The 26,224-nt window shown below is 44.1% G+C and carries 31 protein-coding genes and 1 tRNA gene; 17 read left to right on the top strand and 15 right to left on the bottom strand.

Going from position 1 to position 26,224, the window contains the following annotated elements:
• Window positions 1-19: 19 nt before the first annotated feature.
• Together ACLVWP_RS18470 and ACLVWP_RS18465 are read left to right on the top strand one after the other, a co-directional pair.
• Window positions 20-376, top strand: coding sequence for a DUF2203 domain-containing protein (locus ACLVWP_RS18470; protein WP_413561593.1), 357 nt, complete (start codon window positions 20-22; stop codon window positions 374-376).
• A gap of 43 nt (window positions 377-419) precedes the next feature.
• Complete coding sequence (locus ACLVWP_RS18465; protein ID WP_413559134.1) at window positions 420-2,033, top strand: NAD+ synthase; 1,614 nt, start codon at window positions 420-422, stop codon at window positions 2,031-2,033.
• Window positions 2,034-2,090: 57 nt separating this feature from the next.
• Here ACLVWP_RS18465 and ACLVWP_RS18460 read toward each other — a convergent pair whose 3' ends face one another.
• Complete coding sequence (locus ACLVWP_RS18460) at window positions 2,091-2,705, bottom strand: PolC-type DNA polymerase III (protein ID WP_413559133.1); 615 nt, start codon at window positions 2,703-2,705, stop codon at window positions 2,091-2,093.
• A 69-nt stretch (window positions 2,706-2,774) separates the two neighbouring features.
• Between ACLVWP_RS18460 and ACLVWP_RS18455 the strand changes: the two genes are divergently transcribed.
• The gene (locus ACLVWP_RS18455) at window positions 2,775-3,098 is read left to right on the top strand and encodes a 2Fe-2S iron-sulfur cluster-binding protein (RefSeq protein ID WP_413559132.1); all 324 of its coding nucleotides are present in this window, start codon (window positions 2,775-2,777) and stop codon (window positions 3,096-3,098) included.
• Here ACLVWP_RS18455 and ACLVWP_RS18450 read toward each other — a convergent pair.
• The 10 genes from ACLVWP_RS18450 to ACLVWP_RS18405 form a co-directional block, all read right to left on the bottom strand.
• Window positions 3,073-4,281 carry a hypothetical protein gene (locus tag ACLVWP_RS18450; protein ID WP_413559131.1) on the bottom strand — a complete coding sequence of 403 codons (1,209 nt, stop codon included), beginning with the start codon at window positions 4,279-4,281 and terminating at the stop codon, window positions 3,073-3,075. The two genes, ACLVWP_RS18455 and ACLVWP_RS18450, sit on opposite strands and share 26 nt — an antisense overlap.
• Window positions 4,278-5,594, bottom strand: coding sequence for an ArnT family glycosyltransferase (locus ACLVWP_RS18445; RefSeq protein WP_413559130.1), 1,317 nt, complete (start codon window positions 5,592-5,594; stop codon window positions 4,278-4,280). Before ACLVWP_RS18445 ends, ACLVWP_RS18450 begins: the two co-directional genes overlap by 4 nt.
• Window position 5,595: 1 nt before the next feature.
• Window positions 5,596-6,660: a helix-turn-helix domain-containing protein gene (locus ACLVWP_RS18440; RefSeq protein ID WP_413559129.1), complete on the bottom strand. Its 1,065-nt coding sequence runs from the start codon at window positions 6,658-6,660 to the stop codon at window positions 5,596-5,598.
• A complete protein-coding gene (locus ACLVWP_RS18435) occupies window positions 6,657-7,412 on the bottom strand; it encodes a tetratricopeptide repeat protein (RefSeq protein ID WP_413559128.1) in 756 nt (251 codons plus the stop codon). The genes ACLVWP_RS18440 and ACLVWP_RS18435 overlap by 4 nt, the downstream gene beginning before the upstream one ends.
• 24 nt (window positions 7,413-7,436) lie before the next feature.
• On the bottom strand, window positions 7,437-8,582 hold the full coding sequence (locus ACLVWP_RS18430) for a class I SAM-dependent RNA methyltransferase (RefSeq protein WP_413559127.1): 1,146 nt from the start codon (window positions 8,580-8,582) through the stop codon (window positions 7,437-7,439).
• A 3-nt stretch (window positions 8,583-8,585) separates the two neighbouring features.
• Window positions 8,586-9,011 carry a nucleoside-diphosphate kinase gene (ndk, locus tag ACLVWP_RS18425; RefSeq protein WP_340598110.1) on the bottom strand — a complete coding sequence of 142 codons (426 nt, stop codon included), beginning with the start codon at window positions 9,009-9,011 and terminating at the stop codon, window positions 8,586-8,588.
• Between the two features lie 14 nt (window positions 9,012-9,025).
• Complete coding sequence (locus tag ACLVWP_RS18420; protein WP_413559126.1) at window positions 9,026-9,331, bottom strand: hypothetical protein; 306 nt, start codon at window positions 9,329-9,331, stop codon at window positions 9,026-9,028.
• A gap of 66 nt (window positions 9,332-9,397) precedes the next feature.
• Window positions 9,398-10,543 (bottom strand): AGE family epimerase/isomerase, encoded by a 1,146-nt coding sequence (locus tag ACLVWP_RS18415; protein WP_413559125.1) that lies wholly within the window; start codon window positions 10,541-10,543, stop codon window positions 9,398-9,400.
• A gap of 72 nt (window positions 10,544-10,615) precedes the next feature.
• On the bottom strand, window positions 10,616-11,443 hold the full coding sequence (locus tag ACLVWP_RS18410; protein WP_413559124.1) for a trypsin-like serine peptidase: 828 nt from the start codon (window positions 11,441-11,443) through the stop codon (window positions 10,616-10,618).
• 93 nt (window positions 11,444-11,536) lie between these two features.
• Complete coding sequence (locus ACLVWP_RS18405; RefSeq protein ID WP_413559123.1) at window positions 11,537-11,716, bottom strand: hypothetical protein; 180 nt, start codon at window positions 11,714-11,716, stop codon at window positions 11,537-11,539.
• Window positions 11,717-11,861: 145 nt separating this feature from the next.
• Here ACLVWP_RS18405 and ACLVWP_RS18400 point away from each other — a divergent pair, with 145 nt between their 5' ends.
• On the top strand, window positions 11,862-12,290 hold the full coding sequence (locus ACLVWP_RS18400) for a hypothetical protein (RefSeq protein ID WP_413559122.1): 429 nt from the start codon (window positions 11,862-11,864) through the stop codon (window positions 12,288-12,290).
• On the opposite strand, the gene ACLVWP_RS18395 is transcribed toward ACLVWP_RS18400, so the two are convergent.
• Both ACLVWP_RS18395 and ACLVWP_RS18390 read right to left on the bottom strand, forming a co-directional pair.
• Window positions 12,291-12,959 (bottom strand): hypothetical protein, encoded by a 669-nt coding sequence (locus tag ACLVWP_RS18395; protein ID WP_413559121.1) that lies wholly within the window; start codon window positions 12,957-12,959, stop codon window positions 12,291-12,293. It abuts the gene before it with no gap.
• Entirely contained in the window at window positions 12,949-14,226 is a 1,278-nt protein-coding gene (locus ACLVWP_RS18390) for a hypothetical protein (protein ID WP_413559120.1), read from the bottom strand. The genes ACLVWP_RS18395 and ACLVWP_RS18390 overlap by 11 nt, the downstream gene beginning before the upstream one ends.
• Window positions 14,227-14,327: 101 nt before the next feature.
• On the opposite strand from ACLVWP_RS18390, the gene ACLVWP_RS18385 reads away from it, so the two are divergent.
• Window positions 14,328-15,194, top strand: coding sequence for a hypothetical protein (locus ACLVWP_RS18385; protein WP_413559119.1), 867 nt, complete (start codon window positions 14,328-14,330; stop codon window positions 15,192-15,194).
• A 60-nt stretch (window positions 15,195-15,254) separates the two neighbouring features.
• On the opposite strand, the gene sucD is transcribed toward ACLVWP_RS18385, so the two are convergent.
• Both sucD and sucC read right to left on the bottom strand, forming a co-directional pair.
• A complete protein-coding gene (sucD, locus tag ACLVWP_RS18380) occupies window positions 15,255-16,127 on the bottom strand; it encodes a succinate--CoA ligase subunit alpha (RefSeq protein ID WP_413559118.1) in 873 nt (290 codons plus the stop codon).
• A gap of 6 nt (window positions 16,128-16,133) precedes the next feature.
• Complete coding sequence (gene sucC / locus ACLVWP_RS18375; RefSeq protein ID WP_413559117.1) at window positions 16,134-17,297, bottom strand: ADP-forming succinate--CoA ligase subunit beta; 1,164 nt, start codon at window positions 17,295-17,297, stop codon at window positions 16,134-16,136.
• Between the two features lie 121 nt (window positions 17,298-17,418).
• On the opposite strand from sucC, the gene ACLVWP_RS18370 reads away from it, so the two are divergent.
• The 12 genes from ACLVWP_RS18370 (at window position 17,419) to ACLVWP_RS18315 (ending at window position 26,173) form a co-directional block, all read left to right on the top strand.
• Window positions 17,419-18,183, top strand: coding sequence for an ABC transporter ATP-binding protein (locus ACLVWP_RS18370; protein ID WP_413559116.1), 765 nt, complete (start codon window positions 17,419-17,421; stop codon window positions 18,181-18,183).
• 22 nt (window positions 18,184-18,205) lie between these two features.
• Complete coding sequence (locus ACLVWP_RS18365) at window positions 18,206-18,934, top strand: ABC transporter ATP-binding protein (RefSeq protein ID WP_413559115.1); 729 nt, start codon at window positions 18,206-18,208, stop codon at window positions 18,932-18,934.
• Entirely contained in the window at window positions 18,931-19,713 is a 783-nt protein-coding gene (locus ACLVWP_RS18360) for an MlaE family ABC transporter permease (protein ID WP_413559114.1), read from the top strand. The genes ACLVWP_RS18365 and ACLVWP_RS18360 overlap by 4 nt, the downstream gene beginning before the upstream one ends.
• A complete protein-coding gene (locus ACLVWP_RS18355) occupies window positions 19,710-20,429 on the top strand; it encodes an MlaE family ABC transporter permease (protein WP_413559113.1) in 720 nt (239 codons plus the stop codon). The genes ACLVWP_RS18360 and ACLVWP_RS18355 overlap by 4 nt, the downstream gene beginning before the upstream one ends.
• 19 nt (window positions 20,430-20,448) lie before the next feature.
• The gene (locus ACLVWP_RS18350) at window positions 20,449-21,225 is read left to right on the top strand and encodes an MlaD family protein (RefSeq protein ID WP_413559112.1); all 777 of its coding nucleotides are present in this window, start codon (window positions 20,449-20,451) and stop codon (window positions 21,223-21,225) included.
• A 22-nt stretch (window positions 21,226-21,247) separates the two neighbouring features.
• A complete protein-coding gene (locus ACLVWP_RS18345; RefSeq protein WP_413559111.1) occupies window positions 21,248-21,994 on the top strand; it encodes a hypothetical protein in 747 nt (248 codons plus the stop codon).
• 414 nt (window positions 21,995-22,408) lie between these two features.
• The gene (locus tag ACLVWP_RS18340; RefSeq protein WP_413559110.1) at window positions 22,409-23,146 is read left to right on the top strand and encodes a hypothetical protein; all 738 of its coding nucleotides are present in this window, start codon (window positions 22,409-22,411) and stop codon (window positions 23,144-23,146) included.
• Window positions 23,134-23,571 (top strand): hypothetical protein, encoded by a 438-nt coding sequence (locus ACLVWP_RS18335; protein ID WP_413559109.1) that lies wholly within the window; start codon window positions 23,134-23,136, stop codon window positions 23,569-23,571. The genes ACLVWP_RS18340 and ACLVWP_RS18335 overlap by 13 nt, the downstream gene beginning before the upstream one ends.
• Before the next feature lie 27 nt (window positions 23,572-23,598).
• The gene (locus tag ACLVWP_RS18330; protein ID WP_413559108.1) at window positions 23,599-23,817 is read left to right on the top strand and encodes a hypothetical protein; all 219 of its coding nucleotides are present in this window, start codon (window positions 23,599-23,601) and stop codon (window positions 23,815-23,817) included.
• Between the two features lie 2 nt (window positions 23,818-23,819).
• Window positions 23,820-24,866 (top strand): PLP-dependent cysteine synthase family protein, encoded by a 1,047-nt coding sequence (locus ACLVWP_RS18325; RefSeq protein WP_413559107.1) that lies wholly within the window; start codon window positions 23,820-23,822, stop codon window positions 24,864-24,866.
• A gap of 11 nt (window positions 24,867-24,877) precedes the next feature.
• Window positions 24,878-26,041, top strand: coding sequence for a cystathionine gamma-synthase (locus ACLVWP_RS18320; protein ID WP_413559106.1), 1,164 nt, complete (start codon window positions 24,878-24,880; stop codon window positions 26,039-26,041).
• 56 nt (window positions 26,042-26,097) lie between these two features.
• Window positions 26,098-26,173 (top strand) — tRNA-Phe (locus ACLVWP_RS18315).
• Window positions 26,174-26,224: the final 51 nt, after the last annotated feature.

Here is a 26,224-nt window from a genome sequence, read left to right as displayed (position 1 = left end):
GGGGGCTTTGTTGGAAAATGTGATTGAGATCAATCGCAAAAAATTCTTCACAATTAGTGAAGCACGTCAGTTGTTACCGATTATCTATCGGTTAACTGATGAGGCCAATCGCGAAGTCAAGTTGCATGTAAATCGCATTGAAGCCTATTCTGATAAAACACACCCATCGGTCGCCGTTATCGAAGAACAGATCAATGGCATTATCGACCGCTGGCAGTCTAAAATCGAAAAGTTAGGTGCGGAACCTAAGGGCCTTTGGATGGCTGATTTTGACAGTGGCGAGGGATACTACTGCTGGAAGTTTCCAGAAAATGAAGTGGGCCATTTCCATGGGTACCATGACGGCTTTTCCGGCCGAAAACCTGTAGACAACTAAAAACCCGACTTGAAAGTATTATAGGGGAGCGTATATTGAGCGCATGAGAATAGCTCTTGCGCAAATCAATCCGACTCTTGCCGCCTTTGAATCAAATAAAGAAAAAATTCTGGAATACGTTCGCCAAGCACAAACTAAGAAGTGCGATATGGTTGTATTTCCAGAATGTTCACTGTTTGGTTACCATCCGTTTGATTTGCTTGAGCGCGAACAGATCGTAAAAAAGCAAGAAGCAGAAATGCGCGATCTGATCAAAAAACTTCCTAAGGGTATCGCCGTTATCTTTGGCATGATTTCCAGAAATCCAGACAAAAAAGGTCGTCCGTATTTTAATTCTGCGGTATTCGCAGTTAAGGGACAAAAGCCACGCTTTTTTCATAAACAGCTGCTGCCAACTGGTGACGTCTTTGACGAAGCTCGTTTCATCGAGCCGGGTGATTTTTCTAAGAATTACTTTTCTTGGAAGGGGAAAAAGTTTTTCCTAACTATCTGCGAAGATATTTGGGCTTGGCCGGATGCAAAGGGAAAATCGCCTTATAAGGTGAACCCTCTTGCGAAAGTAAAAAAACAAAAAGTTGATATGGTTGTGAACTTGAGTGCTTCGCCATACTTCGTCGATAAAATGAAGCAACGTGAATACGTCACTCGCAAAACCGCAGAGTATTTCAATGCTCCAATCTTGTATGCCAATATGGTTGGCGCACAGGATGAAATTATTTTTGATGGAGCAAGCTTTATCATGGATAAAAAAGGCAAGAAGCTAATGACTTGCCAGGCGTTTGAAGAAGATTTGAACGTGATTGATCTAGATACAAAAGAAGTCTGGAGCAAGAACGCGAAAGTGACTGCGATCGAAGAACTGCGCCGTGCACTTGTTTTAGGAATTCGCGATTTCTGTGCAAAAACGGGAATGAAGAAGGTTCATCTAGGATCTAGCGGTGGGATTGATTCCGCTGTGGTTGCGGCTTTGGCCGTTGATGCTATGGGACCAGCGAATGTGACGACGATTGCCTTGCCTGGTCCTTACAACGCATCGATGAGCCTTTCCTTGGCAGAAGAACTTGCTAAGAATCTGAGTGTTGATTTCAAGGTTGTTGAAATTGCTCCTATGTACGAGCAAGCACTAAGTTCGCTGGAAGAGGGAATTGGTCTTAAAGGCTTCTCTGTTGTGAATGAAAATCTTCAAGCCCGTTTGCGTGGTTTAACGTTGATGGCATTTTCAAATCAGACAGGCAGCATGCTTCTGACGACGGGTAATAAGAGTGAGTATGCATCCGGGTATTCGACTCTTTATGGGGATATGTGTGGAGGCCTTGCTCCTTTGGGAGATCTTACTAAGCAACAAGTGTATGCCTTAGCTAAACACTATAACAAAGAGGGTGAGATCATTCCTGACGTGATCATCACTCGACCGCCATCTGCAGAACTTCGTCCAAATCAGAAGGATCAAGATTCTTTACCGCCATACGATGAATTGGATAAATCAGTGGTTTCTTTGGTAGAGCAAGCCAAGGATGCAAAAACGTCCTCAGATAAGTGGTTGCTTCCAGTTTTGATGCGCACGGAATTTAAACGTTGGCAGGCGCCACCAATTTTAAAAGTATCACCACACGCTTTCGGTCGCGGCAGACGCTATCCGATTGCTCACAAAGCTTAAGAAATAAAAAAGGCCGTGTTACCACGGCCTTTTTAGTATTTACGATTTAATTAAAAATTAAACGCCAAAGAAGTCCATTTGTTTTGGTTGGCGCACGATTTGTGGGAAGCGAAGTTCTGGCTTACCAGTCAAAGCTACCAAGTTTGCAACTTGAGGTGCTTGTCCACCAATAGAAATTCTTTTAAGCATCGCTGTGAACATGTGACCCAAGTAAGTCGCATCTTCTTCTGCTCTATGGAAATCTGTTGTTGGAATTTTCAAGTGTTGAACCAAAGTTCCCAATTTGTAGTTCGGAAGACCTGGGAAAACCTTACGAGCGATTGGCAAGGAGTCCAATACGATCCCGCGCGGAGCTTTTGATTCGTACTTTTTAACGTCTGCAGTAAGGAACTGAGCATCGAATGGAGCATTGTGGGCTACCATGATGTCGTCGCCGCAGAAGTCAGCCAAAGAATCCAACAATGTATCGATTGTCGGTTTATCTTTAACCATGTCATCATAGATACCATTTACTTTTGAAGCTCCTGGAGCAATCGGACGCATTGGATTTACCAAAGTTGCAAAAACAGCCTCAGGTTCACCATTAATAAAGCGTACAGCCCCGATTTCAATAATTTGATCGACGCCAGGTACAGTTCCAGTTGTTTCAAAGTCAAAAGCTACAAATCTCATGGCATAATTGATACAAAATGGCAGAGGGCCTTTCAATGAAAGACTGCCTGTTTAGAGGAGAAATCCGACGTGAAGCCTAAGTCTGGAAAATATATAACCTTTTTGCCGGACAACATTGATGTCTTGGTGAGTCAAAAGGATCAGAGCGTGCTGGAAATGGCAGTGCGTGAAGGCTTGGCTTTAGATCATACTTGTGGGGGTTTCGGAACATGCGGCACTTGTCGTATTTTTGTTCGAGAAGGACTCGAGAAACTGCCCCCAAGAAACGAGATTGAGCAGGAGATCGCCGATGATCGTGGGTTTCAGGATTATGAGCGTTTGGCCTGTCAAACCGAGCCCATCGAGGGCTTGGTGGTAGAGATTCCTTCTAAGGGGTCACGTAAAAAGGATTAGTGTAAATCCAAGTGAACCATTTCTTAGCATCAGGCAGTGGCAACATTGAAGTCACGCGAACTTGAACGCGATAAACACCGGGTTTATCGATTGAAAACACAGCGGTGGGTTGATTAATGCGCGCGACACTTTCACCGTCTTTATAAATCACGATCTCAAAGAAATCTTTCGGTGTTGTTGGCAGATTTACTTTTAGTCGCATACCTTTTTTAAGTTTGATTTCAGAACCCATCAGATACGATTGTTTGTCGTCATCGATCGTTGCGATAAATCCTTTGGGATCTCCAAGGATATCCATCGCCAAATAGAAATTACCTTGTTTCAAAGCATTGAAAATCTTAGCGCGATCTCCATTAAAGCTTCCTGTTAACTCTGATTTCAATAAAACGTGATTGCTCATGATTTCGAAAGAGCGCTTATAAGAGGGAAAACGAATAAAGTAGTTGGCTAGTGGAATCGCACGGGCAGAGGCCTCGGAGCCCGCATAGACAACAATTTTTCTTTCTTGCGAAACCTTATCAAGCAAAGCGATTTCATCCGTCGGCTCTGTGTAAAGACGAAGGAAAGAAAGGCGTGGATTGAATGGATAAAGTAGAAGACTCCAGATCGTTGAAAGTTTTGATTCATACCAAGCACGATTCGAAAGACTTTTTAGATTCCAAAGTTCAAATCCATCAAGACCCGATGGGATCTCTCCATTCCAAGAATATCCGGCTTTGTAGGGATGAGCGAGAATGGTGAGTGAATCTTTGTTCGCACCCGTTTTTTGCGAAAGCAAATCAGAGAGCTTAACTTGCGCGTCTCCTAAGTTATTTCCGATGCTATCTTGAACCAAAGAATAGTAGATCAAGCGAGAATCAAGATAGCTGTACTTACCAGCCGACATCACCATCAAGTTGCCGTGATAGGATTCAAAACTCGTTGGCATATTGAAAAGATTTAAATCGGTGAAGATCAGAAAATCCAGATTTGCCAGTTTTGCAGAGGTAACGACGAAACTCGGTGAGGCAGATCCAGCAGTCAGATCGGTATGAACGTTCAGCACGCCTTTGTAGTCATAATAGTCTGAATTGTGAGCGGCAGTTAACTGCCTTGGAACAATGGAAGTATCAAATTGATTAAGATAAAATCCGTAAAGGAAATATGTGACGACCAAAAATGAAAGGGCAACAAGTGTCTTCATAGGCGCGTGAATTCCAAAACAACAAAGTCAGGGGAGATTCTTTTGATCTCCTGTTGCTTCCATTGTTGTTCGGAAAGCCAGTGGGGTAAACCATTGCCTTCACGCTTCACTAAATAAAACTTACTTCCTGAAGGATTTGCTTCGGGAAGCGTGTCAAAAAAGTCGAAGCGACTGATGTCTTTCAGTTTAAAAACCGGAGTCTTGCTAAAATACCAAAGTGAAGCCGACATTTGATAAGAGTCTGCGTACAGAGGTTGATACTCAGCAGTGTCATGGGCAAGCTTTTGGAAATCATAAGGCTCGCTGATTTTCGGATTCATGTTGCGTAAAGCGGGGACGAATAAAGTCAGAATAACGGCGGCCGTAATGAGTCCAAAAAATCCTACATAGTAGCGAATCCATGACTGCATTTTTGGATGCAAAGCTGCGAGCATAAATACCGCTGGATAGGCGATAATAGGCCAATTTGCTTCGACCAAGGCTTTGAAAGATGTTCCGAAGAAGAACAGAAGCGGCAACCAAGCAAAATAGATCAGATAGCGCAGTTGGGACATTGGCTTAGTACGAATTGCCGCCCACAGAACCCATGGGAAAATAATTAGAATCTGAGCCAGCACATAGGACACTGTCCACTCGACTTTGTATTCAGGACGTTCAAAGCCGTGATCTAGTTGGAAGCGGAAGGAAGCAAAGTCGTTCTGATAATTCCAAAGCAAAACGGGCAGACAAAAAATCAATCCAGTTATGATTGTCGCCGGAACCCATTGCCAGCGAACGTCTTTCCATTTTCTTTCAAACAGAATGTAGGCAAGAACACACGGAACAAAGAGCACGATGTGATACTTAGCGCAGAAGCCCAGTCCCAAGCTCATTCCGAACAGGGCGTAGCTTTTAAGGTCTTTTTTCTGCAAAACTTCATCGAATAAATACAGACTCAGCAACCAAAAGAAAATAACCGGTAGATCTGGTGTAACGATTAAGGATCCAAATCCTAACAGTGGCGAGAACAAAACCAGATAGATCCACACGCGAATTTTATCGAGGTCGAAGTATTTCTGTAGTAGTAAAATTCCGACATAGATTGCACCGTGACCCAGAATAACTGCGGGCCAACGAACGGCGTTCATCAACGGCTCTAAAAAGTGACCCGCATAAAACAACCATGCCACCATCGGTGGATGATCAAAGTAACTGAGTTGTAAGCGATGTGACCAGACCCAGTAGTAGGCTTCGTCGGCACTGAGTGGAATCAGTGCCGCCAGGATAAGTTTAACGAAAAGGCTGATCAGCCAAATGCGTTTGAGGTCTTTCAAATTAGTAGCTCAATTTGATTGGTTTACCCAAGTCCCCTGGGATACCCAACTCTTTACCATTAAGAATTAGATTTACGGCGCCACCATTAGAGAAATTAATTTTTAAACCGCTTTTGCTTTTGAAGGTATGAACTTGCTCAGCAGACAGTTTAATTTTCTGTGGTTTACCATTTGGAGATGAGTATTCAATTTCTACTGTGTCCAGAGCTTCTACGATCAACTCAACCGGTTTTGCTTTCTCCGGAGTTGGAGAAGGTGTCGGAGATGCCGTAGCAGAAGCTGTCGGTGACGCTGATGGCGTTGCCGTTGGCGATGCAGAAGGTGAAGCCGATGGAGACGGTGACGGTTTCGCCGTTTCAGCAGGTGTCGGGCTTGGAGAAGCCTTAGGTGTTGAAATTGGCGTCGCTTTAGTTAGAGGCTCAGATTTGTTCTCAGCCTTTGTCATGTTCTCAATCGGAGAAGTTTCAGGAGTTGGGCTTTGTGAAGTCAATGGTTCTGCCGTTGCCGGAGTATCGCCGTCAACCGGAGTTGCGCCTTCCATTGTTTGCGCAACTTCAGCAGAAGGAACTTCAGCTTCTTTGGAATACTTGTCGATCATTTTTTTCGTAAAGATGATCAGGCCCGCAAGTACAACCAAAAGTACAACTACGATGATAGTTTTCGTGTTGTTCTTTTTGTTAAGTGGGGAGTAATCATTAGGTGCTTGATTCTGTGGAGCCGCCTTACGGATTGGCGTAACAGTCGCTTCCGAATCACTAGTATCAGGCTTTGATTCAACAACAGAGTCCTTTTCAGGAGTCGTGTTAGGGCGGATATAAGGCTGAGGACGTGTGCTGCCCATTTCCTCATAGAAAGTTTCAAGAATTCTATCAGCATCTAAACGCAAGAAAGTCGCATAGCTTTTTACGAATCCACGCAAGAAAGTTTTTGCGGGCAACTGACTCTCGTCGCCTTCTTCGATGGCTTTTAGAACTTTACTGCTAATTTTAAGAGACAAACCCACTTCGTTAAGGGAAAGGCCTTTTTCTTCGCGTGCGGCCTTTAGAATTTCGCCTGTTTTTCTCATTGTTGTCCCTTTCGAATCAGATCCAGCATGCCTTTTGATTTTTCACGGAATTTACCATCAGGATAATAACGAATGATTTCTTCAAAGCGGGCGACAGATTTGGATTTGTCTCCCAGGCGGTAATACGACAAAGCTGCGTAATAGTGAGGTTCGTCGTTCAATAGTTTCTGACAAAAGCCAATGGCGCGGTCTAGGGCCTCTGCGGCTTGGGCGTATTTTTTTTCTTCAAAGAAAACTCGACCATAGTAGGTACTTGCCCAGCAATCGTCGTTTTTGACCTTTAAAACTTTAAGAAATGCGTCCTGAGCAGCTGCGTACTGTTTTTGATTAAACTTAGAAAGACCCAAGTTCATGTATGCTTTGTCGGTGCCAGAGTAAATCAGATCGTTAAGAACCAAAGTAAGTTCCTGATCGGCTTCTTTGTATTTACCAAGCTCAATCAAAACACGGGCAAGATTATTGCGGGCATCTGAATATTTGGGATTCATGGAAACAGCTTTACGGAACTGTCTTTCCGCAAGGTCATAGCGTTCACGGAGGAAGAAAGCTTGTCCCAAGCTATTTGGGATTGCGGGATTTTGGTTATCTAATTCCTGCGCCTTCTGAAGAGCGGCAACAGCATTAGGATAGTTTTGTTCTTCGATAAAGGCGTTACCCATTCGAAGATACAATTCGGCTTTTTCTTTGTCCTGATTCCAACTTGCACAACCCATCAAAGTGAGCGCACAGGCAGCGATAATCCATTTACGCATGTCTAAAAAGGTATCATTAGAGGACTAAGAGTCAACCCTGAGCTCTGCAATAGTCTCCACATGGTCTGTCTGCGGAAACATCTCGAAGGTTTGCACTCTCTCGAGGCGGAATTTTTTGCCGAGCTTTTGCGCCCATGCAAAGAACCACTTCAGATCTCGAGCCAAGGAAACGGGATGGCAGCTGATGTAGATGATTTTTTGAGGCTCAGCCGCAGCAAGAGCTCTCATAATGTACTCACTGGCGCCTGCGCGGGGAGGGTCCAGGACCACGAGGTCCTGTTTTTGAATCGTCGCTCTGCGCATGTAGCTTTCAACGTCGGACATGAAGTAGCTAAGGCGCTTATCTTTGTTTTGACCTCGACCACGCTCAACAAGCTTTGGGTTCAGCTCAACAGCGGTTACTTTTGCGGATTTATACTTTTGCATGAGTGGGAAAGTGAAGTTTCCAGCGCCTGCATACAGGTCAAAAACCTGCGGGAACTCTGTATCGCCCGCCCAATTCAAAGTCGTTTCTAACAAATGTGGATTTTGAAAACGGTTAACTTGAGAAAAACCGATTCCATCGTCTTCGTCAGTGATGAGGCCATAGCGAACTTCTTCGTTCTCTGAAATATACATTTCAAGGCGCAAAAGTTCGCGAGATTTTTTATCGGCAGCCCATTGACGGACTTCAGGGAATTTTTTTGTCAGAACTTCCTCAGTAATTGGGCAGTCGTCGATTTCGACGATCTCATGGGAGTTTCTTGCAAAAAAACCGAAGCGACCATTGTGGAATTTCGGTTGAATACGATTGCGATAGCGGAAAACACGCGGACTTGGTTGCAATGGCAAATAATCAAAATTCAATTCAGGATTGAATTTTTTAATTGTCTCAAGCACCAGGGCTTCTTTTTGTTTTCGTTGTTCGTCTTCAGTGATTTGTTGCCAGTTGCAGCCACCACAAACAAGTGCGACAGGGCAATCCGGGGTTCTGCGCGCTGGACCGGGTTTTAGGACTTCGACGATACGTGCTTCAGCAAAGTTTTTCTTAGCTGTGGTGATTTCTACCAATAGTTCGTCTTCAGGAGTTGCGAGAGGTACAAAAATAACAAGGCCATCGTGGCGGGCGATGCCCGCTCCTCCGATGGCCATTTTCTCGATCTTAACTGGGATACGAGAATTAACGATCACGAACTACGCGTTGCAGATTTCGTGTTTTTCGAAGAACAATGCAAGTTCGCGAGCAGCTGATTCAACAGAGTCAGAACCGTGAACTGCGTTTTCGCCTACGTTGTCGCCGAATTTAGAACGGATTGTACCAGCGTTAGCTTTTTTAGGATCAGTTGCACCCATGATTTCGCGGTTTTTCAAAACAGCGCCTTCACCTTGCAAGCACATCAACATAACTGGGCCAGAAGTCATGAAAGAAACTAGTTCGCCGAAGAATGGACGAGCTTTGTGTTCAGCGTAGAATTCGCCAGCTTTATCAGCAGACAATACAACGATTTTTGCAGCAGCGATTTTCAAACCGTTTGCTTCAAACATGCTTACGATGTCACCGATAGCATTTTTTTTCATAGCGTTAGGTTTGATGATTGAGAATGTTTGTTCGATAGCCATTAGGTATCTCCTTGTTATTTACAAATTGTGTAAGTGATATCAAAAAATTCTGGTGTTTTGTGGAACTGAGTCGTGCAAGTCCACTCGCGGGATTGCAGCGTGATCAAGTTGCGGACTTCTACGATTGTTTGAATTGCAGTTCCAGTAGAGTCATCAGCTTCAGTGAAGCCTTGGCCCTTAACTACGTAACGAAAATCTGGATTCTGTAGACTCAAAGTTTCTTCGACGTCGTCCATCGCCATGATGATAACTTCTTTGATGCGACCAGCATGAGCTGTTGTCGATGCAAATAGCAAAGCTAGAACTAAAAGCTTCTTCACCGCGGTCTCCCTTTTTTAAGGCCCTCTTGTTAGCCTTTGGGAGACCGTGCTGTCAAGCTTTCCGTCCTAATTTCGCAAGTTTACGTATTCCTCTAATGCATTGATAATATGGTACAAAGAGCTGGATTTAGAGGAGTTTCCTGAAAAAGTATCCTGAGCTGACAGCTGGTCGTACCACATACCTTTTTTAGGGGTCGTAAAGAACTTAAACAGCGTATCCATCCCGTCATCTGCGCCCTGGTGGTAAGCAGCTTTTTCGGAAGCGGGCACCTCTTTGCCTAAACGAACAGCAGCTTTGATGCGCTCACATTGTGGCCAGAAGCGCGAGGACAGCGTTTTAGGCGTGAAATCACTCCACATTTCGTCATAAGCGATTTTACGAGTTGGATTCGTGCCGTGCTTTTCTGCCAATAAGAACAAATTATGGCGAGCCGCCTTACAGTCCTTGCCTGTCAGATCTTGATAAAGAGAAAACAACCATGACCATTCAAATTGGTGGCCGGGCTCATAAATAAAGCGACCGTTTTCACGCAGGTGGTTCCAATTTTCATCAAAGTACTCGCCCAAAACACCTGTTTGAGGATCGATAAACTTGGTCAAAGCCAGATGAGCGAGCTCATCGCCAAGCTTCCACCATTCTTGATCTTTATCGATTTGCATCCAAGCGATTGCGGATTCAAACATGTGCATGTGCGGATTTGATTTATAAGACACTCCACCTTTTTCATCCAGTTCAGTAAAGCCGCCCGCTTTTACGGATCTTTCGCGATACAGGTATTTTACTAATTCTTTAGCGCGAGCTTTGTATTCAGGCTTTGGATCCAAAGAATAAGCTTGAGCTAAACCAAATAGCGCAAATGCCTGAGTGTACAGGTCAGGATTTAAAACTTTTGCCGAGCCATCGGGATTCACAGAATAAATAAATGCACCAGATGGAGCAGAGAACTTATCCACCATATAGTTCACACCTTGAGTCACTGCGAAGGAAGCGATGTCTTTAGAGATCACGTTCATGCGCATACCAGTGAGGAAAGAATAAATCTGGCGTGATTGCACCATCGCACGACGAGGCAGATCCATGGGCTCGCCTTCGAACGTCAGGCTTTCAACAAAGCCACCGCCCTTGCGGTCGATGCCTTTTTCATTCCACAGGGGGAATACATCTTGAGCTAACCATGTTTTAGAAAATTCGATTCGTTGAGATGGATTCATAAATGCTCTCGGTTCTTAGGTAGAGTTAATACCAGAAGAATTAAATTCCGAGAGCCAATGGTCAAGATATGATTAGAGTTTGTTGCTGATCAGTGAGGCTTTTAAGAAAGTCTCACCTCTGCATTGACCATTTGCACAACTGTTGAAGTTGACGCAACCGCCTTTGGTTTGAACACGATAGATATCGTCTTCCAAAATGTCTTCAGCGCCGCGATTTAAAATACCGATGAGTTCACCCTTCTTATTGAAAAGAGGGGAGCCAGAGCTTCCTGAAAATGTATCGACAGCGACTTGAAAGAATGTGGAATCAGGTTGTGAGTCTTGAATAACACCGATGTCTTGTTTCAATGGAAGTCCCAGAGGGTAGGACATGCTAAGCACTGCATCGCCATCGTTCAGATAAGAATCTGAAGCAAACTTTACGGGTGTCACATTTTGTACGTCGCGATCTAATTCGACGATTGCGTAATCAAGTTTGCTATCGATTGCGACCACTTGTTTGCAACTATGAATCGGTAGATTTTGTGCTCCATTGAAGGCGCCAAAAACAAAGCGTGCATTTTCGCAGCGACTTGATCCCTGCATACAGTGGGCAGCCGTCAAAACTTTATTGGGTGCGACCAGAACTCCAGAGCAATAACCGATCAGGCGTTGCTCTTGAAAGCGTTCATCACTGCACAGGACATAGCTATCTTTTAAACGAGGAAATTTACTGCGAGTACTGTCATAGATCATAGCGGTTGCTTGGCCTACGATGAAGGTGCGATCAGATTCAGTTACTTCTTCACGGGAGTCGCCGTCGTAAAATACGCCATTCCCGCTCGTCTTGATCTCTGTGGCGTTGTCTTTAGCAACACAGGCAGTGATCGATAATAAAAGTAAAATAGCCAACAATTTCATTGGGATCTAACTTAACAGAACTCCTGGATAGGGGATTTTAATTAAGGCGAGCATGGAAATTATACCCACTCCATCGTCAAATAATTCGACAGCTTAGATAGAGCGAAATACGAAATAGGGGATGACGATATACAAGGTCACGTCACGGACTAGGTAATAGCTGATAATAGCCGCAAACATCTTCCACCCGTATTTCTTACGGAGGCCGCGGAAACCGCCTTCTTTATATGTTTGTTTGACCTCTTTTAAGAGCTCTTTTCCGGGTTTAATCATTGATTTAAGGATAAGTGGGGCCGTCGGGGCTTGGCAAATCACGTTGAAGATTTACATGCCGGTTTTCAATGAGCTTTTAATTAGGTTCGCTGCTTGATTCCTGGGCAAGTAGGGAGTAAACGAGGGCCTCATTTTAGGAGTTTTCATGAAAGCCTTGGCTGCATTAGTTCTTATCGCTCAGTTCCCGTTGGTTTCTATGGCTGCTTACACTCAGTTGCGTTGTTCAACAATTACTGAGGAAGCAATTGTAACTATCCAAGTTAACCGTGCAGTTGATGCACAAAATCCTTGGGTAGGATTCAGCACTATCGGTGCCAACCTTGTTGTGCAAAGAATTGGCGCGCACAATTTCTACCAAACAGCGATTACACTTTCTCCGCTGTCTGGTTCTGGTGATTTGAATATGCGTGGTGATGCGACTCAAGGTGGTATCTACTTGCAGCTTTACCCTGAAATCGTTGGTGGCACTGCGACTGGTAAATACACAGGCCAATTGTTTGTAAATGACCTGGATAAGCGTGAGTACTTTGATTTCCGTAGCGAAGGCAAAGAACCAGGCTTGGTTTGTAAGTAATTAGTTCGCACCTTTTTTTGCAGCACCATTGTCTTTGTCTGAAGAGTTGGTGCTCGCAGGTTTTACAAGATCCGCTTCTACTTTTTTGCAAGCAGCGTAGTCTTTCAAAAGCGTTTGTAGAGAAACTGCAGGCGCTTTAATCATCGAAGCACCAGTTCCTGGCGACAAAGCACTTAAGTGTTTTTGTACTTCCGGTAAAAATCCATCGATACTTTTTCTTGAGTACGAAATTTTAGAAGACATATCAGCGCAATCTTGAATCTTCTTTAAATCGAATCCGTATCCACCCGAATCCATTTTGTGGATTAGCTCCTGGCAAATTTCAGCCGTTTGCACGTCACAAGATGTCGTCGTAGATCCCTTTAGCATTTTACATTCAGCTAAGCCCAGCACGTGACCAGTTTCATCTAGCTTCGTGTATTGCAAAAAGGTGCCTTGGGAATTTCGGTAAAGCGTCGATACATATTCATTCTTGTGCGCGACGATTTTTTTGTAATCGCCAGCGGTCTTCTTTTCATAGATCTCATTGCCAGATGATTTAATCACTGACTTATAGCCTTGTGCGATCATCTCATCGTGAGTAAGACCGAAACCAAATTCTTCAACTTGATCTGCCAGAGCGATCGTTGAGAATAAGAATAAAGATAAAACGACAAATCTATTTAACATAACTAGCATTCCTTGTTGCTTCGATCATGCGCGCTTTTGGAACCCAGGCGTATCCACCTTCTGATTCGAACTCAGAAGAATCCGGTTTCCAAGACTTTCCATATGTGTTTTTTAAAAGATACTCGCACTGTCCTGTTTTTGCGTTCATGCGACGACCTACAAGGAGACTTGAATGGTAAGCCATTCCTGAAGGGGAGTTCGCATACTTAAAGAAGTCAGCATTATAGCCAATCTCCACGGGGCGGCCCTCTTGAAGGTGTTGTTCGATCTGCGTGGCGAATTTTTTGTTGTCGAGCTTTTGAAAGAAACTCATCTCAAGGCCATTGCCGCTGATGCGGTTCTTGCAGCTGTTGTTTACTAACTTATTAAAATAAGTATCTTTACCCGCTTTTTTAAGAACCTCTGCAAATTGTTCTTTGCTCAAATTCGGAAACATTGCCTTTGCAACTTTCATGAATTCATCTTGAGAAATTTTTCCGCTGATGGCTTCCTTGCCCATTTTATCTAAAACGGCCAAGGGCATTTTGCCCTCAATGCCATTAAAGCCTTCGCTTGGAAGTTCCTTCTCAAGGCAGAAGCCTTTTGATTTCGAAGCACGAAATGCCGCCGTGGTAAAACCTTGATTAGTAACTTGATGTTGAGTCATTCCAAGCAAGCGATACAGATCGTGATACGCATTGTCTGTATAGCCAAATGCTACGGCCGCGGCAGAGATTTCTTTGCCAGTTTTCCAAGAAACCATATTGGCGACAGTGTAAGCGTAGCACCAGCCATCAGTGCCTTGATTGCGTACAGGCCCGGTCTTATCGCGCAAGTCTATTGCAGAGCAGGTTTGAAGTTCTTCGGCGTAGGACTGTTTTGATAGCTCCTGCATTTCAGCAACGAAGCTTTTGTTTTTCGCAGAGGAAGTGTCTTTACCTTGAGTTAAGTACTTCTGAAATTCTGAAACCTTTGCATCAATCTTTCCACTTTGTGCGTAAAGGGAGATCATAAACTTCTGGCGCGTGATTTCGTCGCGACGATTGTTTGCTAGGGCGTCTGTGTAAAGTGAATCGGGTACTCCGAGCTTTCTCATTTCAACTTTGCATTCTTTTACTAGCGACATGGCTTCGCGAACAGTTGCGGTCATGTCGAAATGCGCAGAGTCTTCGCTAAAAATTTTGGAGTTCAAATCACGCAGTTTATTCTCTACATTTTCGCACACGGGTGCGGCAGCTAAGGCTATAGAATAAATAGAGAAAAGCAAAAACAAGATGGTGTTCTTCATATGTTTCTGATCGGCAAAAAAGGGAACAAAATTAACGAGCTACGAAGGAGGGCTGCGGGATAGCTATTTACAACCCAGAAACTCGACCATAATCTAGCCCCATGAAATCAAACTTCGCTATTTCCATTGGATTGCACGTGCTTTTGGGGTGTGTTGTTTTCTTTGTATCTACCAAAGAAGAAACATCCACCTCAGATCCGATTCAGTTTGAGATTCAGGAAGCGACACCCACTAAGCAATTTGCGGGTCATGGATCTGCTAAGAAAGTTTCCTCGGTGGGGAAACTTAGTAAGGGTTCAAATTTAAATCTATTCGGCTCGGGCTATATTGCGGATTCAAAAGTCCACTTTGATAACGGCACCGAAAGACCCACTGCAAATTACGCAGACAATTTAAATTACATCGGCGATGCAGATGGATTTATTTCTGATGGAAATCAGTGGTCTTATTTTGAACATGTATTTAAAAAAGTAGATGAGCAACTTCTGTTTGATTCGTTGTTAGCTCAGTATGGGCATTTCGGAAATGTCTATGTGGAATTCGAAGTAGACGAGCAAGGGCACTTTGTTCAAAGAGGATTGAAGGTTACCGCTGACGATTCCATTTTAAAGGTTCATGCCCTAAGAGCCCTTATCAAAGGCCTTCGTGAGTCTTTTGATAAGACGAAATGGAATCCCACGGGCAAGAGTCAGATTTTCCAGGCTCAGTTTAGTTTTCTGCAAGGCAGTCCTGGTGATAATCAAATAAAACAAAAAGCTTTCGCAAAGCCGGTTCTGAAATTCACGCGAACGACTGCCGAAAAACCAATTCCTACAAATCTAAAAGAGCAGTTGCTAACTGGCGGAGTTCACTATGAACTTTTCTCCGTAGTTGAGCGTTGGCAGAAATATAACAAACGGAAAAAACTTCGCGAGCAGGAGTTTGATCCTTTTTCGACTTACAAAGCAGATCCTCTTTACAATCTTTAGGCATAAAAAAACCCACGATTCATCACCGTGGGTTTTTAGTTTCAAGCTATAGCTTTAGAACTACTTCTTAAGCATAGATTGCATCGTCGTTCCCATGTCAGCAGGGGAGCGAGAGATTTTGCAACCAGCAGCTTCAAGAGCCGCGAATTTAGCTTCAGCAGTACCTTTACCACCGCTGATGATCGCACCAGCATGGCCCATACGTTTACCAGCAGGAGCCGCAGCACCAGCGATGAACGCAGTTACAGGTTTTTTGAAGTGATTTTTGATGTATTCAGCAGCTTCTTCCTCTGCAGAACCACCGATTTCACCGATCATGATTACACCGTCAGTGTCTGGATCTTCATTGAACAATTTCAAAACGTCGATGAAGTTTGTACCGTTCACTGGGTCACCACCGATACCTACGCAAGTAGATTGACCGATACCAAGTGCAGTCAATTGACCAACAGCTTCGTAAGTCAATGTACCAGAGCGTGAAAGAACGCCGATACGACCTGCTTTGTGGATGTGGCCTGGCATAATACCGATTTTGCATTCGCCTGGAGTGATAACGCCTGGGCAGTTTGGACCAACCAAACGAGTGCGTTTACCCTTCATGTATTCTTTTACTTTAACCATATCAAGAACTGGGATGCCTTCAGTGATACAGATCACAAGATCCAAATCAGCATCAACAGCTTCCATGATAGAGTCAGCAGCGAATGGAGGTGGAACGAAGATCACAGAAGCGTTGCAACCTGTAGCCGCTTTAGCTTCTTTCACAGTGTTGAACACTGGAAGACCGATATGAGTTGTGCCACCTTTACCCGGAGTCACACCACCAACCATTTTAGTTCCGTATGCCAATGCTTGCTCAGAGTGGAATGTACCTTGAGCACCAGTGAAACCTTGGCAGATTACTTTTGTGTTTTTGTTAATAAGAATTGCCATGTTCGCTTATCCTTTAATCGCAGCAACGATTTTTTTAGCTGCGTCAGTCAAATTGTCAGCTGGAGTGATGTTCAAGCCAGACTCTTTCAACATTTTTTTACCAAGTTCTACGTTTGTACCTTCAAGGCGAACAACCAATGGAACTTTAAGACCCAATTCTTTAGAAGCAGCGATTACGCCCTCAGCGATGATGTCACATTTCATGATACCACCGAAGATGTTAACCAAGATGCCTTTAACGTTTTTGTCTTTAAGGATGATTTTGAAAGCTTCAGTTACTTTCTCTTTGTTAGCGCCGCCGCCAACATCCAAGAAGTTTGCAGGCTCAGCACCGTGCAATTTGATGATGTCCAAAGTCGCCATCGCAAGACCCGCACCGTTTACCAAGCAACCGATGTTACCATCAAGTTTGATGAACGCTAGATCGAACTTAGAAGCTTCAATTTCAGAAGGTTCTTCTTCGTTAAGATCGCGCATTTCAACGATGTCTGGATGTCTGAACAAAGAGTTTGAATCGAAGTTCATTTTAGCGTCTAGGCAAAGAACATCGCCCTCTTTAGTTACAACTAGAGGATTGATCTCAGCGATAGAGCAGTCAGTTGCGATGAACGCGTTGTAAAGACCCGCAAAGAATTTCGTAGCTTTGCTAACGATTTCTGGAGCCATACCGATTTCAAACGCCAATTGACGAGCTTGGAAAGGCATCAAACCAACAGTTGGATCGATGTCGACTTTTTTGATCGCGTTTGGATTGTGTTCAGCAACTTCCTCGATATCCATACCACCTTCAGAAGAAGCCATCATTGCAGCTCTTCCAGTCGCACGGTCGATCAAACATGCTACGTAATATTCTTTAGCGATGTTGCAACCTTGTTCGATGAAAACTTTTTGAACAACTTTACCTTCAGGACCCGTTTGATGAGTCACCAAAGTCATGCCGATCATTTTTTTAGTGAATTCAGAAACTTCGTCCAAAGACTTAGCAACTTTAACACCACCGCCTTTACCGCGGCCACCAGCGTGGATTTGAGCTTTTACAACCCAAACAGATCCACCGATTTCTTTAGCAGCAGCAACTGCTTCCTCTGGAGAGTGAGCAAGCTTACCTTTAAGCGTTGCTACTCCGAACTTTCTCAAGACTTCTTTCGCCTGATACTCATGAATATTCATTATAACTCCGATTGCGAAATGAATAGAAATTTAAAACTTGCGTTTGATGACTCATTCAATATCAAATCATAGACAGAAACAAGGATTACCGCTCGGCGCAGGACTGTGGAAGGGTGTAAGAATGACGACTGTTTTACGTCTGGAAAACGTAACTGTGACTTTTGATTCACAGGTTGTGTTGCGCTCCGTAAATCTTGATATAAAGTCCGGCGAAGCATTCGTGATTGTCGGTCCCAGCGGGCAGGGTAAAACGACTCTACTCAAAACTTTATCAGGTCTGGTAAGTCCTCAAGATGGCAGAGTTTTTGTTGAACAAAACGACTGGATGACGCTTAACAACAAAGAGCGACTTCCGCTGCTTAAAAAGATGGGAATCTTGTTTCAGAAGAATGCTCTTTTTGACTCCCTGACATGCCTTGAAAACATCTGCTTTCCGCTACGTGAAACCACGGAACTTACGGAGTGGGAAATAACAAAAAAAGCTGAGAGCTTCTTGGATGCTGTAGGCATTCCGCACGCGCGTGATTTGTATCCTGATGAGATCAGTGGAGGCATGCAAAAGCGCCTAGGAATCGCACGGGCATTGGCTCTTGATCCAAAGATTATTTTCTATGATGACCCCACAGCGGGATTAGATCCGATCACTTCTAAGAGAATCATTTCGCTTATCAAAACTTTGCAGCAGCAAAATCAATCAACTGTTGTTGCCGTCACCAATGATATGAATCGTGCTTATCAAATGGCCGATCGAATTGCGATGGTAGTTGATCAAGAAGTCATCATCACCGGCTCACCTAAGGAAACTGAAGAGCATTCAGACCCACGAGTGCGACAGTTTGTACGCGGTCTCCTCGACGGTCCTCTGACTGCGCTTGACCCTGCCTAATTTCAAAACGTAAAATTGATTGGTGATAGAGTTCAAAAAGATCGTCAAAAGATTTGGAGAGCGTACAGTCCTTAACGGACTTTCTGCTGTCATTCGCGAAGGCGAGATCGTTTTCATTTTGGGAACATCTGGTACGGGTAAGTCCGTTCTCTTAAAAAATCTAGTGGGTCTTTTAACTCCTGATGAGGGAGAAATATGGATCGACGGCGAAGAAGTTTCTAAATTCACAGAGGAACAATACCTACCGATCAGAAAAAAATGCGGAATGGTTTTTCAGCATCCCGCTCTTTTTGACTCGCTGACGGTATTTGAAAACGTCGCTTTTGGTCTGCGCAGACATTATGATTTCCCAGAGGAAGTCATTCGTGAAAAAGTCACGAAAGCCTTGAGGTTAGTGCATTTAAAAGACGTCGAAGAAAAACTTCCCGCACAAATTTCCTACGGCATGCAAAAACGTGTGAGCTTGGCACGCACGATCGCTCTTGATCCTAAAATTCTATTATTTGATGAGCCGACCACGGGACTTGATCCTGTAACAACCACTGCGGTGAACCAATTAATTTTGGATCTATCGCGAACGCTAAAGACGACATCCATTGTGGTCAGTCATGACATGAATTGTGCGCTTTCGATTGCCGACAGAATTATCGTTTTAGATAAGGGACAAATCGTCGCGATGGGAACACCGGCAGAATTAAAAACATCTCAGGTACAACTAGTACAAGACTTCCTGGAAGAGGTGCTTGCATGATGACGGTGGCTGTTCATGTTTTAGATGAAATCGGCGGAACACTGATCTTTTTAAAAAAGATCCTGCATACGATCTTTGCAAAACGAATTAAAACTCACGAGGTTTTCGTACAGATTTGGAAAGTAACTATCGAGTCATTTCCTACCACGGCGATGGCGGGATTTTTTGTGGGCGCAATTATGGCGGTTCAATTTGCCATGCCGATCAGAGAGTTCGGTGCCTTAGGGTTTCTTGGTGGACTTGCAACGAGCGCTACGTTTCGTGAAGTGGGTCCGATGTTAATTGCCTTCATGCTCAGTGGAAAAGTCGGTGCCTTCACCTCGGCAGAGCTGGGAACTATGCGTGTAACCGAACAAATCGATGCCGTTCGTTGCCTGGGTGCTGATCCACTTCAAGAGATCATTGTCCCGCGCTTTGTGGGAATCGTAATTTCAAGTTTCTTTCTGCTGGCAGTGGGTTTGATGATGTCGGTCTTTGGTGGAATGGCATTAGCGCAAGCGATGGCCGGTGTAAGTCCAGAGGAATATATCCGTCACATTCCAACAATTGTTCATCCGTTATCGATTTTAAGCGGCATGATTAAAAGTATGGTTTTCGCTGTGGTTTTGGCCACAATTTGTACGTACAAAGGCTTTACTGCAAGTGGCGGAGCAAAAGGTGTCGGTCGCGCGGTCGTAGCAACGGCAGTCACCACAATGATCTGTATTGTGGTTATGGATTGGTTCACAAGTTTTGTGGGTGATATTTTGCTGCAGATGATTCGAGGCTATCGCTCATGATGACACTTCTGGCAGATACTTTCATTGGAACTTTTTCTGGACCTTTTAGAAGAAAAGAATTCTTCCAGCAGCTCTATTTTGTAGCGAATCGCAGTCTTTTCATTATCGTTTTCTGCGTTTGTTTTGCAGCTATAGTAACGATCCTTGAATCTTCATTCCACATGAAGATGGTGATTCAAAATGATGCCATGGTTCCGGGATTCGCAGCTGTCTTGATCTTGAGAGAACTTGCAGCCATCGTGACAGCTCTTTTGTTGTGCTCCCGAGTCGGTGCTGGATACGCATCTGAAGTGGGAACCATGCAGATCACGGAACAGGTTGATGCTTTAAAGATGTTGGGTATTGATCCCATCAATTATCTAGTGATCCCGCGCTTTTTTGCCTGTGTACTTGGTGGAGTGATTCTGACCTTGATATCGAATATGACATGTTTGTTCGCAGCGATGCTGATCAGTCAGTCTTATTTAGGATACACGCCGGGCATGTTCATTAGCTCTATGCACCGCTTTGTTCAATTCAAAGATGTGCTTTTTGCGATGATAAAGGGTGCATGTTTCGGGGGAGTGATTCCTCTGGTTGCTTGTTATTTTGGATTTCACTGCCAACAAGGCGCTGAAGGCGTAGGCAAAGCGACAACAAATACGGTGGTCGTGGCTTCAATCGCAATTATTGTTATCGATTTTATTTTATCTTATACTTTTAGTTATCTTTACTAGTCTCTTTGCAGGAGCGTTTATGAAGGTTGAAACCAAGGTCGGTTTGTTAGCTCTAGTAAGTCTTATCATGGTAGCAGTATTTGCTTACTTCATGGGTTTCATTTCTCCATTCTCTAATACGAGAGAGCTTAACGTGATGTTCAACTTTGCCGGCGGTATCGAAGAGGGTTCTCCGGTTCGCGTGATGGGTATTAAAGTAGGCAAAGTTAAATCGATTTCTTTCGATCCCGAATTCAAAATGACAGACGGTGAAGAAGTAAAGCTACGTCTTACGATCACTGTGGATAAAAAAGCCTGGACTAGCGTCCGTAAAGACTCAAAGTTTTTCATCAATTTGGCAGGTGTCATTGGGGAAAAGTTTCTGGAAATCTCTCCAGGAACATCCGCATCTGGAGAATTTAATTCCGGAGACTATGTTCGCGGTGAAGATCCTCCAAGAATTGATCAATTGTTATCTCAAGGCTACGGTTTGGCTGGAAAAGTGATCGAGATCCTGGAAAAAAACGAAGGATCTGTGACAAACGTCATTAAACAGCTCGATAGTTTGACAACAAACTTTAATCGCACTTTGGTGTTACTAGATAAGACGACTAAAAATCGCGAAGTTGGAAGATTGCTTGATAATGCAGTCAAAATTAGCGATGACATGGCATATTTTACGACGAATCTTCGATCCAAGAAGGCTGAAGATACGTACGATTTGGTTCACAAACTTCTTTTCCGTTTGGAACCGCTTGATGGCCCAGCTATCAAACAGTTCCTGCAAAAAGAAGGTGTTCGCGCTCGTATCTTTTAGTCTCTGAACGCAAGGAGGCCCTATGTTCACACGTTTCAAAACAATCACTCTGTTGGGTGTATTGATGGCTGCGACTTCTCATGCAGAGATCTCAACGTCGAATCTTAGCGCTGAATCTTCCAGCGTGTTTAATAAAGCAATCACTATTGAGCAGGATTATAGCGAATCGATGCGCGCTGAGCGTGAAGGTAATAGCGGTGCCAGCACTGTTATTGTTAGTCCTATCTCAAACTCAAGCGTAAGTTCCAGTTCGAGTGGAATGTTCTCCTCGGGCACTTCAGCAATGTCTTACCCTTCCACCCTGGGCATGCGATCTGAACGTAAAGTTGGTGCCGGGATGAGCGTTGGTGGGCAATTAGGTTTAGTTGGCATCACCGGTGAATTCAATTTTGAAGATGAAAATGGTGTTATCGCTGGTTTCGGAACGGGTCCAGGCTACAATTCGATTCAGTTGGCATGGAAACACGCATTTGAAGGCGATTATATCGCACCTTATTATACTGCGGGTTATTCTCGCTGGTATAATTCGATGGGAAGCTCCGGTGCGTGGAAAGATTCCGGGATCCTGGACCGTGTTTTGACCGATGATGAAAAGAGAACGGGCCGCTTCGGAACAGACTTTTTGAATGCTTCTTTCGGTATTCAGTATAACCAATTGTCCGGAGATTTTTCCGGTGTTTCGGCCTTCGTTGAAGTAGTCGCGATGTATGAAGTAAAACGATCGCAATTGATTCCTTCAGGAACTGTCGGAGCTCTTTACTACTTCTAAAAAATTTAAACGAAATTTAAATAAAAAAGGCTCGCAGTGATGCGGGCCTTTTCTTTTTGAAACCCGCTCTGGTAGCGGATTTCAGGCATAAAAAAACCCCAGAGTTGCCTCTGGGGTTCAGTGTACTAAATTAGTACAGCGTCTAACTACTTAGAAGCTTTTTTAGTAGCTTTTTTAGCTACTTTTTTTGTAGCTTTTTTAGCTACTTTTTTAGTAGTTTTCTTTGCTGCTTTTTTAGTAGCTTTTTTTGCTGCTTTCTTTGCCATGTGCTCCTCCTAGGATGCAAACGTTGTTGTTGTTACTTACTTGTAAAAAACCTTACTTAACCTAAGTCTTCCTAAATCGACCACCGCCGTCAACAAAAAAATTGCTTGCATATTTTTTGCGATCAACAAGAACCCATGGAGGCCTCTCTTGATCACTTTTTTTATGCTTTCGATGTTCGGACAAGCACTGATTCAACGTTCGCTTGCCAACATCGCGCGGGAATTTGCAATCTCTCAACGAAGTTTGCGGTCTTTGATGATCCTCAACTTCTTTGCGATCGTTTTTTTCGCCACGATAACAGAGTCTGCGGTAGCACTCTGGCTTTTCTTCGGCATTCTTTTAATAAGTTTAAAGTTTTTTCCGGAAATTTTCCGCATTTTTTTACTCCAAAGACTTTCGCGAGCGGTGATCCCCATGCTCGATCACCTTATTTTGGGAATTCAGGCGGGGAAATCATTTCGTCAGAGCCTGCATATGGCAATCGAAACACAAAGTGGATGGCAGCGAAATCAGCTGCGCGAAATTTATAATTCCATCGTCACTTCTGAAAACATGATCGCCCCGAAATCCGCACGGATAAAGGATTTGCTGGAAGAGCTGCGTGAGGTAGATCGCTCTCAGTCACGCACTCTTGATCAGGTAAAAGCACTCCGCAGACAGTGCAAAGTGGAAGAAAATTTTCGACGTAGGTCCGGACAAGTGACCCAACAAATAAAGATGCAGGCGATAATTGTCACCGCCCTTTATGGAGCTCTTTTGGCATTTGTATTTGTGCAATTTGGGTTCACTCCCCACCGTTTTTTAATTCTTGGATCACTTTTTATGTTCATTTTGGGGTTGATAATAATCTTTAGCGTGGGTCGGAGGATCAAATGGAAGGTGTAGCGCCGCCATTATCTCTTTTATTATGTGTGAAGCGGGCGCTTGAAAAGGGTCAGACCGCGAAATCCGGCGTGATGAGCTATTTAAAACGTCATCAAGGTGATTTTCCTGATGTGGTTGCCAGATGGATGGCGCTATTGCAGCAAGGAAAGGACACTCATGGCCTCATTAAAGAGATCTCGTCACCACATCGGCAGATTCTGCTGCAGCTGTTGGAGCGGGGAATACGTGGTGAATCCATATATAATATGGTGGTAACCCTTGAAGAGGAGCTGGTGGACGCTTGCCAGGAGGAAATAAGTAATAAGCTCGCGAGACTTCCTTTCTTACTGCTGGTGCCCCTTTTGTTATTCCAGTTTCCCGCGTTCTTGCTGCTTCTTTTTGGTCCCTTGCTGCAAAATTTTTTTCACTCTTTGGGAGGGCGGTGATAGAGTGGCCCAGTTGGGGGAATAACCATGGCAGAGCTTGAAACTAAGAAGAAATCCGTCACGCTTGAAAAGCTAGTTTCGGAGTTGATGAAAGATCAGCCGAACAGCAATCTTGTGAAACAGCTGACTTCTGAGTTAGGCATGGACTATTCCGTGGATCCAATGACTCAAATGAATACAGTTTTACAGTCTATGAACACAGTCTTGCTTCGTCCCAACAGAAGAAGAGACTTGGAAAGTAATTAATCATGTCACAAATCTATGACTCCATCTTGGAAACTATCGGCCACACACCAATGGTCGCACTTCACAACGTAACTAAGGGTTCAAAACATAAATTCTTTGCGAAGGTCGAATATTTCAACCCAGGCGGCAGTATTAAAGACCGCGTGGCCGTTGCGATGATCGAAGAAGCAGAAAAACGTGGTGATTTGAAGCCAGGTGGCACAATTGTTGAGGCCACTTCTGGAAATACTGGCGTTGGTTTGGCATTGGTGGCCGCAGTTAAGGGATACAAATGTATCTTCGTGATGCCAGAAAAGATGTCTGATGAAAAAAGATCTATCTTGAAGGCTTACGGTGCTCAGGTTGTTATCACACCGATGGTGGAACCAGAACATCCATTGAGCCACTATTCTGTATCAAAAAAGATCGCTGATGGTATCCCGGGTGGATTCTTGGCGAATCAGTTCTTCAATGCAGACAATCCAGAACGTCACTACAAAACAACTGGTCCAGAAATTTGGAAACAGACAGATGGCAAAGTAGATGTTTTGGTCGGGGGAGCAGGTACTGGCGGAACTCTTTCAGGTTGTGCGAAATACCTAAAAGAGCAGAAATCAGATGTTAAAGTAGTCTGCGCAGATCCAATTGGTTCGATTCTTTACGACTTGTTCTATCATAAAAAAATCGTTGATCCTCCAGGCTCTTATAAAGTCGAAGGTATCGGCGAAGATATGCTGCCAGGAAACGTTCACTTGGATATTTACGATGCTTTCGTTCGCGTGAGCGACCCTGAAGCTTTCGCGATGACACGTCGTTTGGTGTCTGAAGAAGGTCTTCTGGTAGGCCCTTCAAGTGGTACGGCGCTAGTTGCAGCGATGAAGTACGCTGAAAAGTTGGAAAAACCATCAAATATCGTCGTGGTTTTCCCAGACAGCGGTCGTCAGTACTTGAGCAAGGCATTCAATGATCAATGGATGGTGGAAAACAGCTTCTTGAAGGCAGAAGATACAAAAAATGTCTTCAATCGAGTCGTTTTTGCTGAAGAAGCCCTAAAAAATCTTTCTAAATAATAGGTGCAGATATGAAAAACACGAATTCTAAACTTGGCTTTGCGACTCGCGCGATTCACGCGGGTCAATCTCCAGATCCTACTACCGGAGCAATCATGACTCCGGTTTACATGACCTCGACTTATGTGCAATCTTCTCCAGGTGTTCATAAGGGGTGGGAATATTCTCGTACACACAATCCAACTCGTCGCGCTTATGAAAACTGCATGGCAAGTCTTGAGAGTGGTAAGTATGGATTTGCGTTTGCCTCTGGTTGTGCGGCAACGACTGTGATTTTGCATCTTATTAAAGGTGGCGATCATGTGATCGCAATGGACGATATGTACGGCGGTACGTTCCGTTTGTTTGACAAAGTTTTGCGCCACGACGGCATGGAATTTTCGTTCGTAGATTTGACGAAAGTTGAAAATTTTGAAAAAGCCATCAAGCCCAACACAAAAATGGTGTGGCTTGAAACTCCGACAAATCCAACTTTGAAATTGGTCGACATCAAAAAAATCTGCGCGATTGCGAAAGCAAAAGGCATCATCGTTGCGGTTGATAACACGTTCATGAGCCCTTACTTCCAACGTCCATTGGAATTGGGTGCTGATATCGTGGTTCACTCTGCAACGAAATATATCGGTGGTCACAGTGATGTGGTTGGCGGTGTAGCGGTGACTTCTCGTGAAGACATCGCAGAACGTATGGCGTTCTTGAGTAATTCAATGGGTCCGATCCAAGGGCCGTTTGATTCATTCATGTGCTTAAGAAGTTTGAAAACTTTACCTTTGCGTATGAAGGCTCACCAAGAAAACGCTATGGCTGTTGCGAAGTTCTTGGAAGGTCACGCTAAGGTTGAAAAAGTGATTTACCCAGGTTTGGAAAGCCATCCCCAACATGCTTTGGCGAAAGAGCAAATGCATGGTTACGGTGGAATGATCACTTTCTATATCAAAGGTGGAATGGAAGCTGCTCGTAAGTTCCTAGAAAACGTGGAAATCTTCGCGTTGGCTGAGAGCTTGGGTGGGGTTGAGAGCTTGATTGAGCACCCGGCAATTATGACGCACGCCTCCGTGCCTCCTGAAAACCGCAAGGCTCTAGGCATCGACGACAGCCTGATCAGACTCTCAGTTGGTATTGAGGACCTGAATGACCTTATGGCAGACCTAAAATCTGCGTTCGATAAAGTCTAATTGTTGACAGGCAAGGGGAGACAAAGTTAAACCAATGTCTCTTTGAACAAAAGAACGGCTTGGTAGCTCAGTTGGTAGAGCAGAGGACTGAAAATCCTTGTGTCGGCGGTTCAATTCCGTCTCAAGCCACCATTTAAAAAAACCCGCAACTTGGCGGGTTTTTTTATGTCCAAAAATCGAAAG

The sequence above is a fragment of the Bdellovibrio sp. HCB209 genome (assembly GCF_047306065.1).
In the GTDB taxonomy this organism is placed as follows: domain Bacteria; phylum Bdellovibrionota; class Bdellovibrionia; order Bdellovibrionales; family Bdellovibrionaceae; genus Bdellovibrio.
This window is presented reverse-complemented; position numbering and strand designations above follow the sequence as displayed.

What these genes read in the sequence shown, in the direction of transcription:
- ACLVWP_RS18465 (WP_413559134.1), top strand. Translation starts at nt 420, where the DNA reads ATGAGAATAGCTCTTGCGCAAATCAATCCGACTCTTGCCGCCTTTGAA.
- ACLVWP_RS18460 (WP_413559133.1), bottom strand. Translation starts at nt 2,705, where the DNA reads ATGAGATTTGTAGCTTTTGACTTTGAAACAACTGGAACTGTACCTGGC.
- ACLVWP_RS18450 (WP_413559131.1), bottom strand. Translation starts at nt 4,281, where the DNA reads ATGAAGACACTTGTTGCCCTTTCATTTTTGGTCGTCACATATTTCCTT.
- ACLVWP_RS18440 (WP_413559129.1), bottom strand. Translation starts at nt 6,660, where the DNA reads ATGAGAAAAACAGGCGAAATTCTAAAGGCCGCACGCGAAGAAAAAGGC.
- ACLVWP_RS18435 (WP_413559128.1), bottom strand. Translation starts at nt 7,412, where the DNA reads ATGCGTAAATGGATTATCGCTGCCTGTGCGCTCACTTTGATGGGTTGT.
- ndk (WP_340598110.1), bottom strand. Translation starts at nt 9,011, where the DNA reads ATGGCTATCGAACAAACATTCTCAATCATCAAACCTAACGCTATGAAA.
- ACLVWP_RS18415 (WP_413559125.1), bottom strand. Translation starts at nt 10,543, where the DNA reads ATGAATCCATCTCAACGAATCGAATTTTCTAAAACATGGTTAGCTCAA.
- ACLVWP_RS18410 (WP_413559124.1), bottom strand. Translation starts at nt 11,443, where the DNA reads ATGAAATTGTTGGCTATTTTACTTTTATTATCGATCACTGCCTGTGTT.
- ACLVWP_RS18405 (WP_413559123.1), bottom strand. Translation starts at nt 11,716, where the DNA reads ATGATTAAACCCGGAAAAGAGCTCTTAAAAGAGGTCAAACAAACATAT.
- ACLVWP_RS18400 (WP_413559122.1), top strand. Translation starts at nt 11,862, where the DNA reads ATGAAAGCCTTGGCTGCATTAGTTCTTATCGCTCAGTTCCCGTTGGTT.
- ACLVWP_RS18395 (WP_413559121.1), bottom strand. Translation starts at nt 12,959, where the DNA reads ATGTTAAATAGATTTGTCGTTTTATCTTTATTCTTATTCTCAACGATC.
- ACLVWP_RS18390 (WP_413559120.1), bottom strand. Translation starts at nt 14,226, where the DNA reads ATGAAGAACACCATCTTGTTTTTGCTTTTCTCTATTTATTCTATAGCC.
- ACLVWP_RS18385 (WP_413559119.1), top strand. Translation starts at nt 14,328, where the DNA reads ATGAAATCAAACTTCGCTATTTCCATTGGATTGCACGTGCTTTTGGGG.
- sucD (WP_413559118.1), bottom strand. Translation starts at nt 16,127, where the DNA reads ATGGCAATTCTTATTAACAAAAACACAAAAGTAATCTGCCAAGGTTTC.
- sucC (WP_413559117.1), bottom strand. Translation starts at nt 17,297, where the DNA reads ATGAATATTCATGAGTATCAGGCGAAAGAAGTCTTGAGAAAGTTCGGA.
- ACLVWP_RS18370 (WP_413559116.1), top strand. Translation starts at nt 17,419, where the DNA reads ATGACGACTGTTTTACGTCTGGAAAACGTAACTGTGACTTTTGATTCA.
- ACLVWP_RS18360 (WP_413559114.1), top strand. Translation starts at nt 18,931, where the DNA reads ATGATGACGGTGGCTGTTCATGTTTTAGATGAAATCGGCGGAACACTG.
- ACLVWP_RS18355 (WP_413559113.1), top strand. Translation starts at nt 19,710, where the DNA reads ATGATGACACTTCTGGCAGATACTTTCATTGGAACTTTTTCTGGACCT.
- ACLVWP_RS18350 (WP_413559112.1), top strand. Translation starts at nt 20,449, where the DNA reads ATGAAGGTTGAAACCAAGGTCGGTTTGTTAGCTCTAGTAAGTCTTATC.
- ACLVWP_RS18345 (WP_413559111.1), top strand. Translation starts at nt 21,248, where the DNA reads ATGTTCACACGTTTCAAAACAATCACTCTGTTGGGTGTATTGATGGCT.
- ACLVWP_RS18335 (WP_413559109.1), top strand. Translation starts at nt 23,134, where the DNA reads ATGGAAGGTGTAGCGCCGCCATTATCTCTTTTATTATGTGTGAAGCGG.
- ACLVWP_RS18330 (WP_413559108.1), top strand. Translation starts at nt 23,599, where the DNA reads ATGGCAGAGCTTGAAACTAAGAAGAAATCCGTCACGCTTGAAAAGCTA.
- ACLVWP_RS18325 (WP_413559107.1), top strand. Translation starts at nt 23,820, where the DNA reads ATGTCACAAATCTATGACTCCATCTTGGAAACTATCGGCCACACACCA.
- ACLVWP_RS18320 (WP_413559106.1), top strand. Translation starts at nt 24,878, where the DNA reads ATGAAAAACACGAATTCTAAACTTGGCTTTGCGACTCGCGCGATTCAC.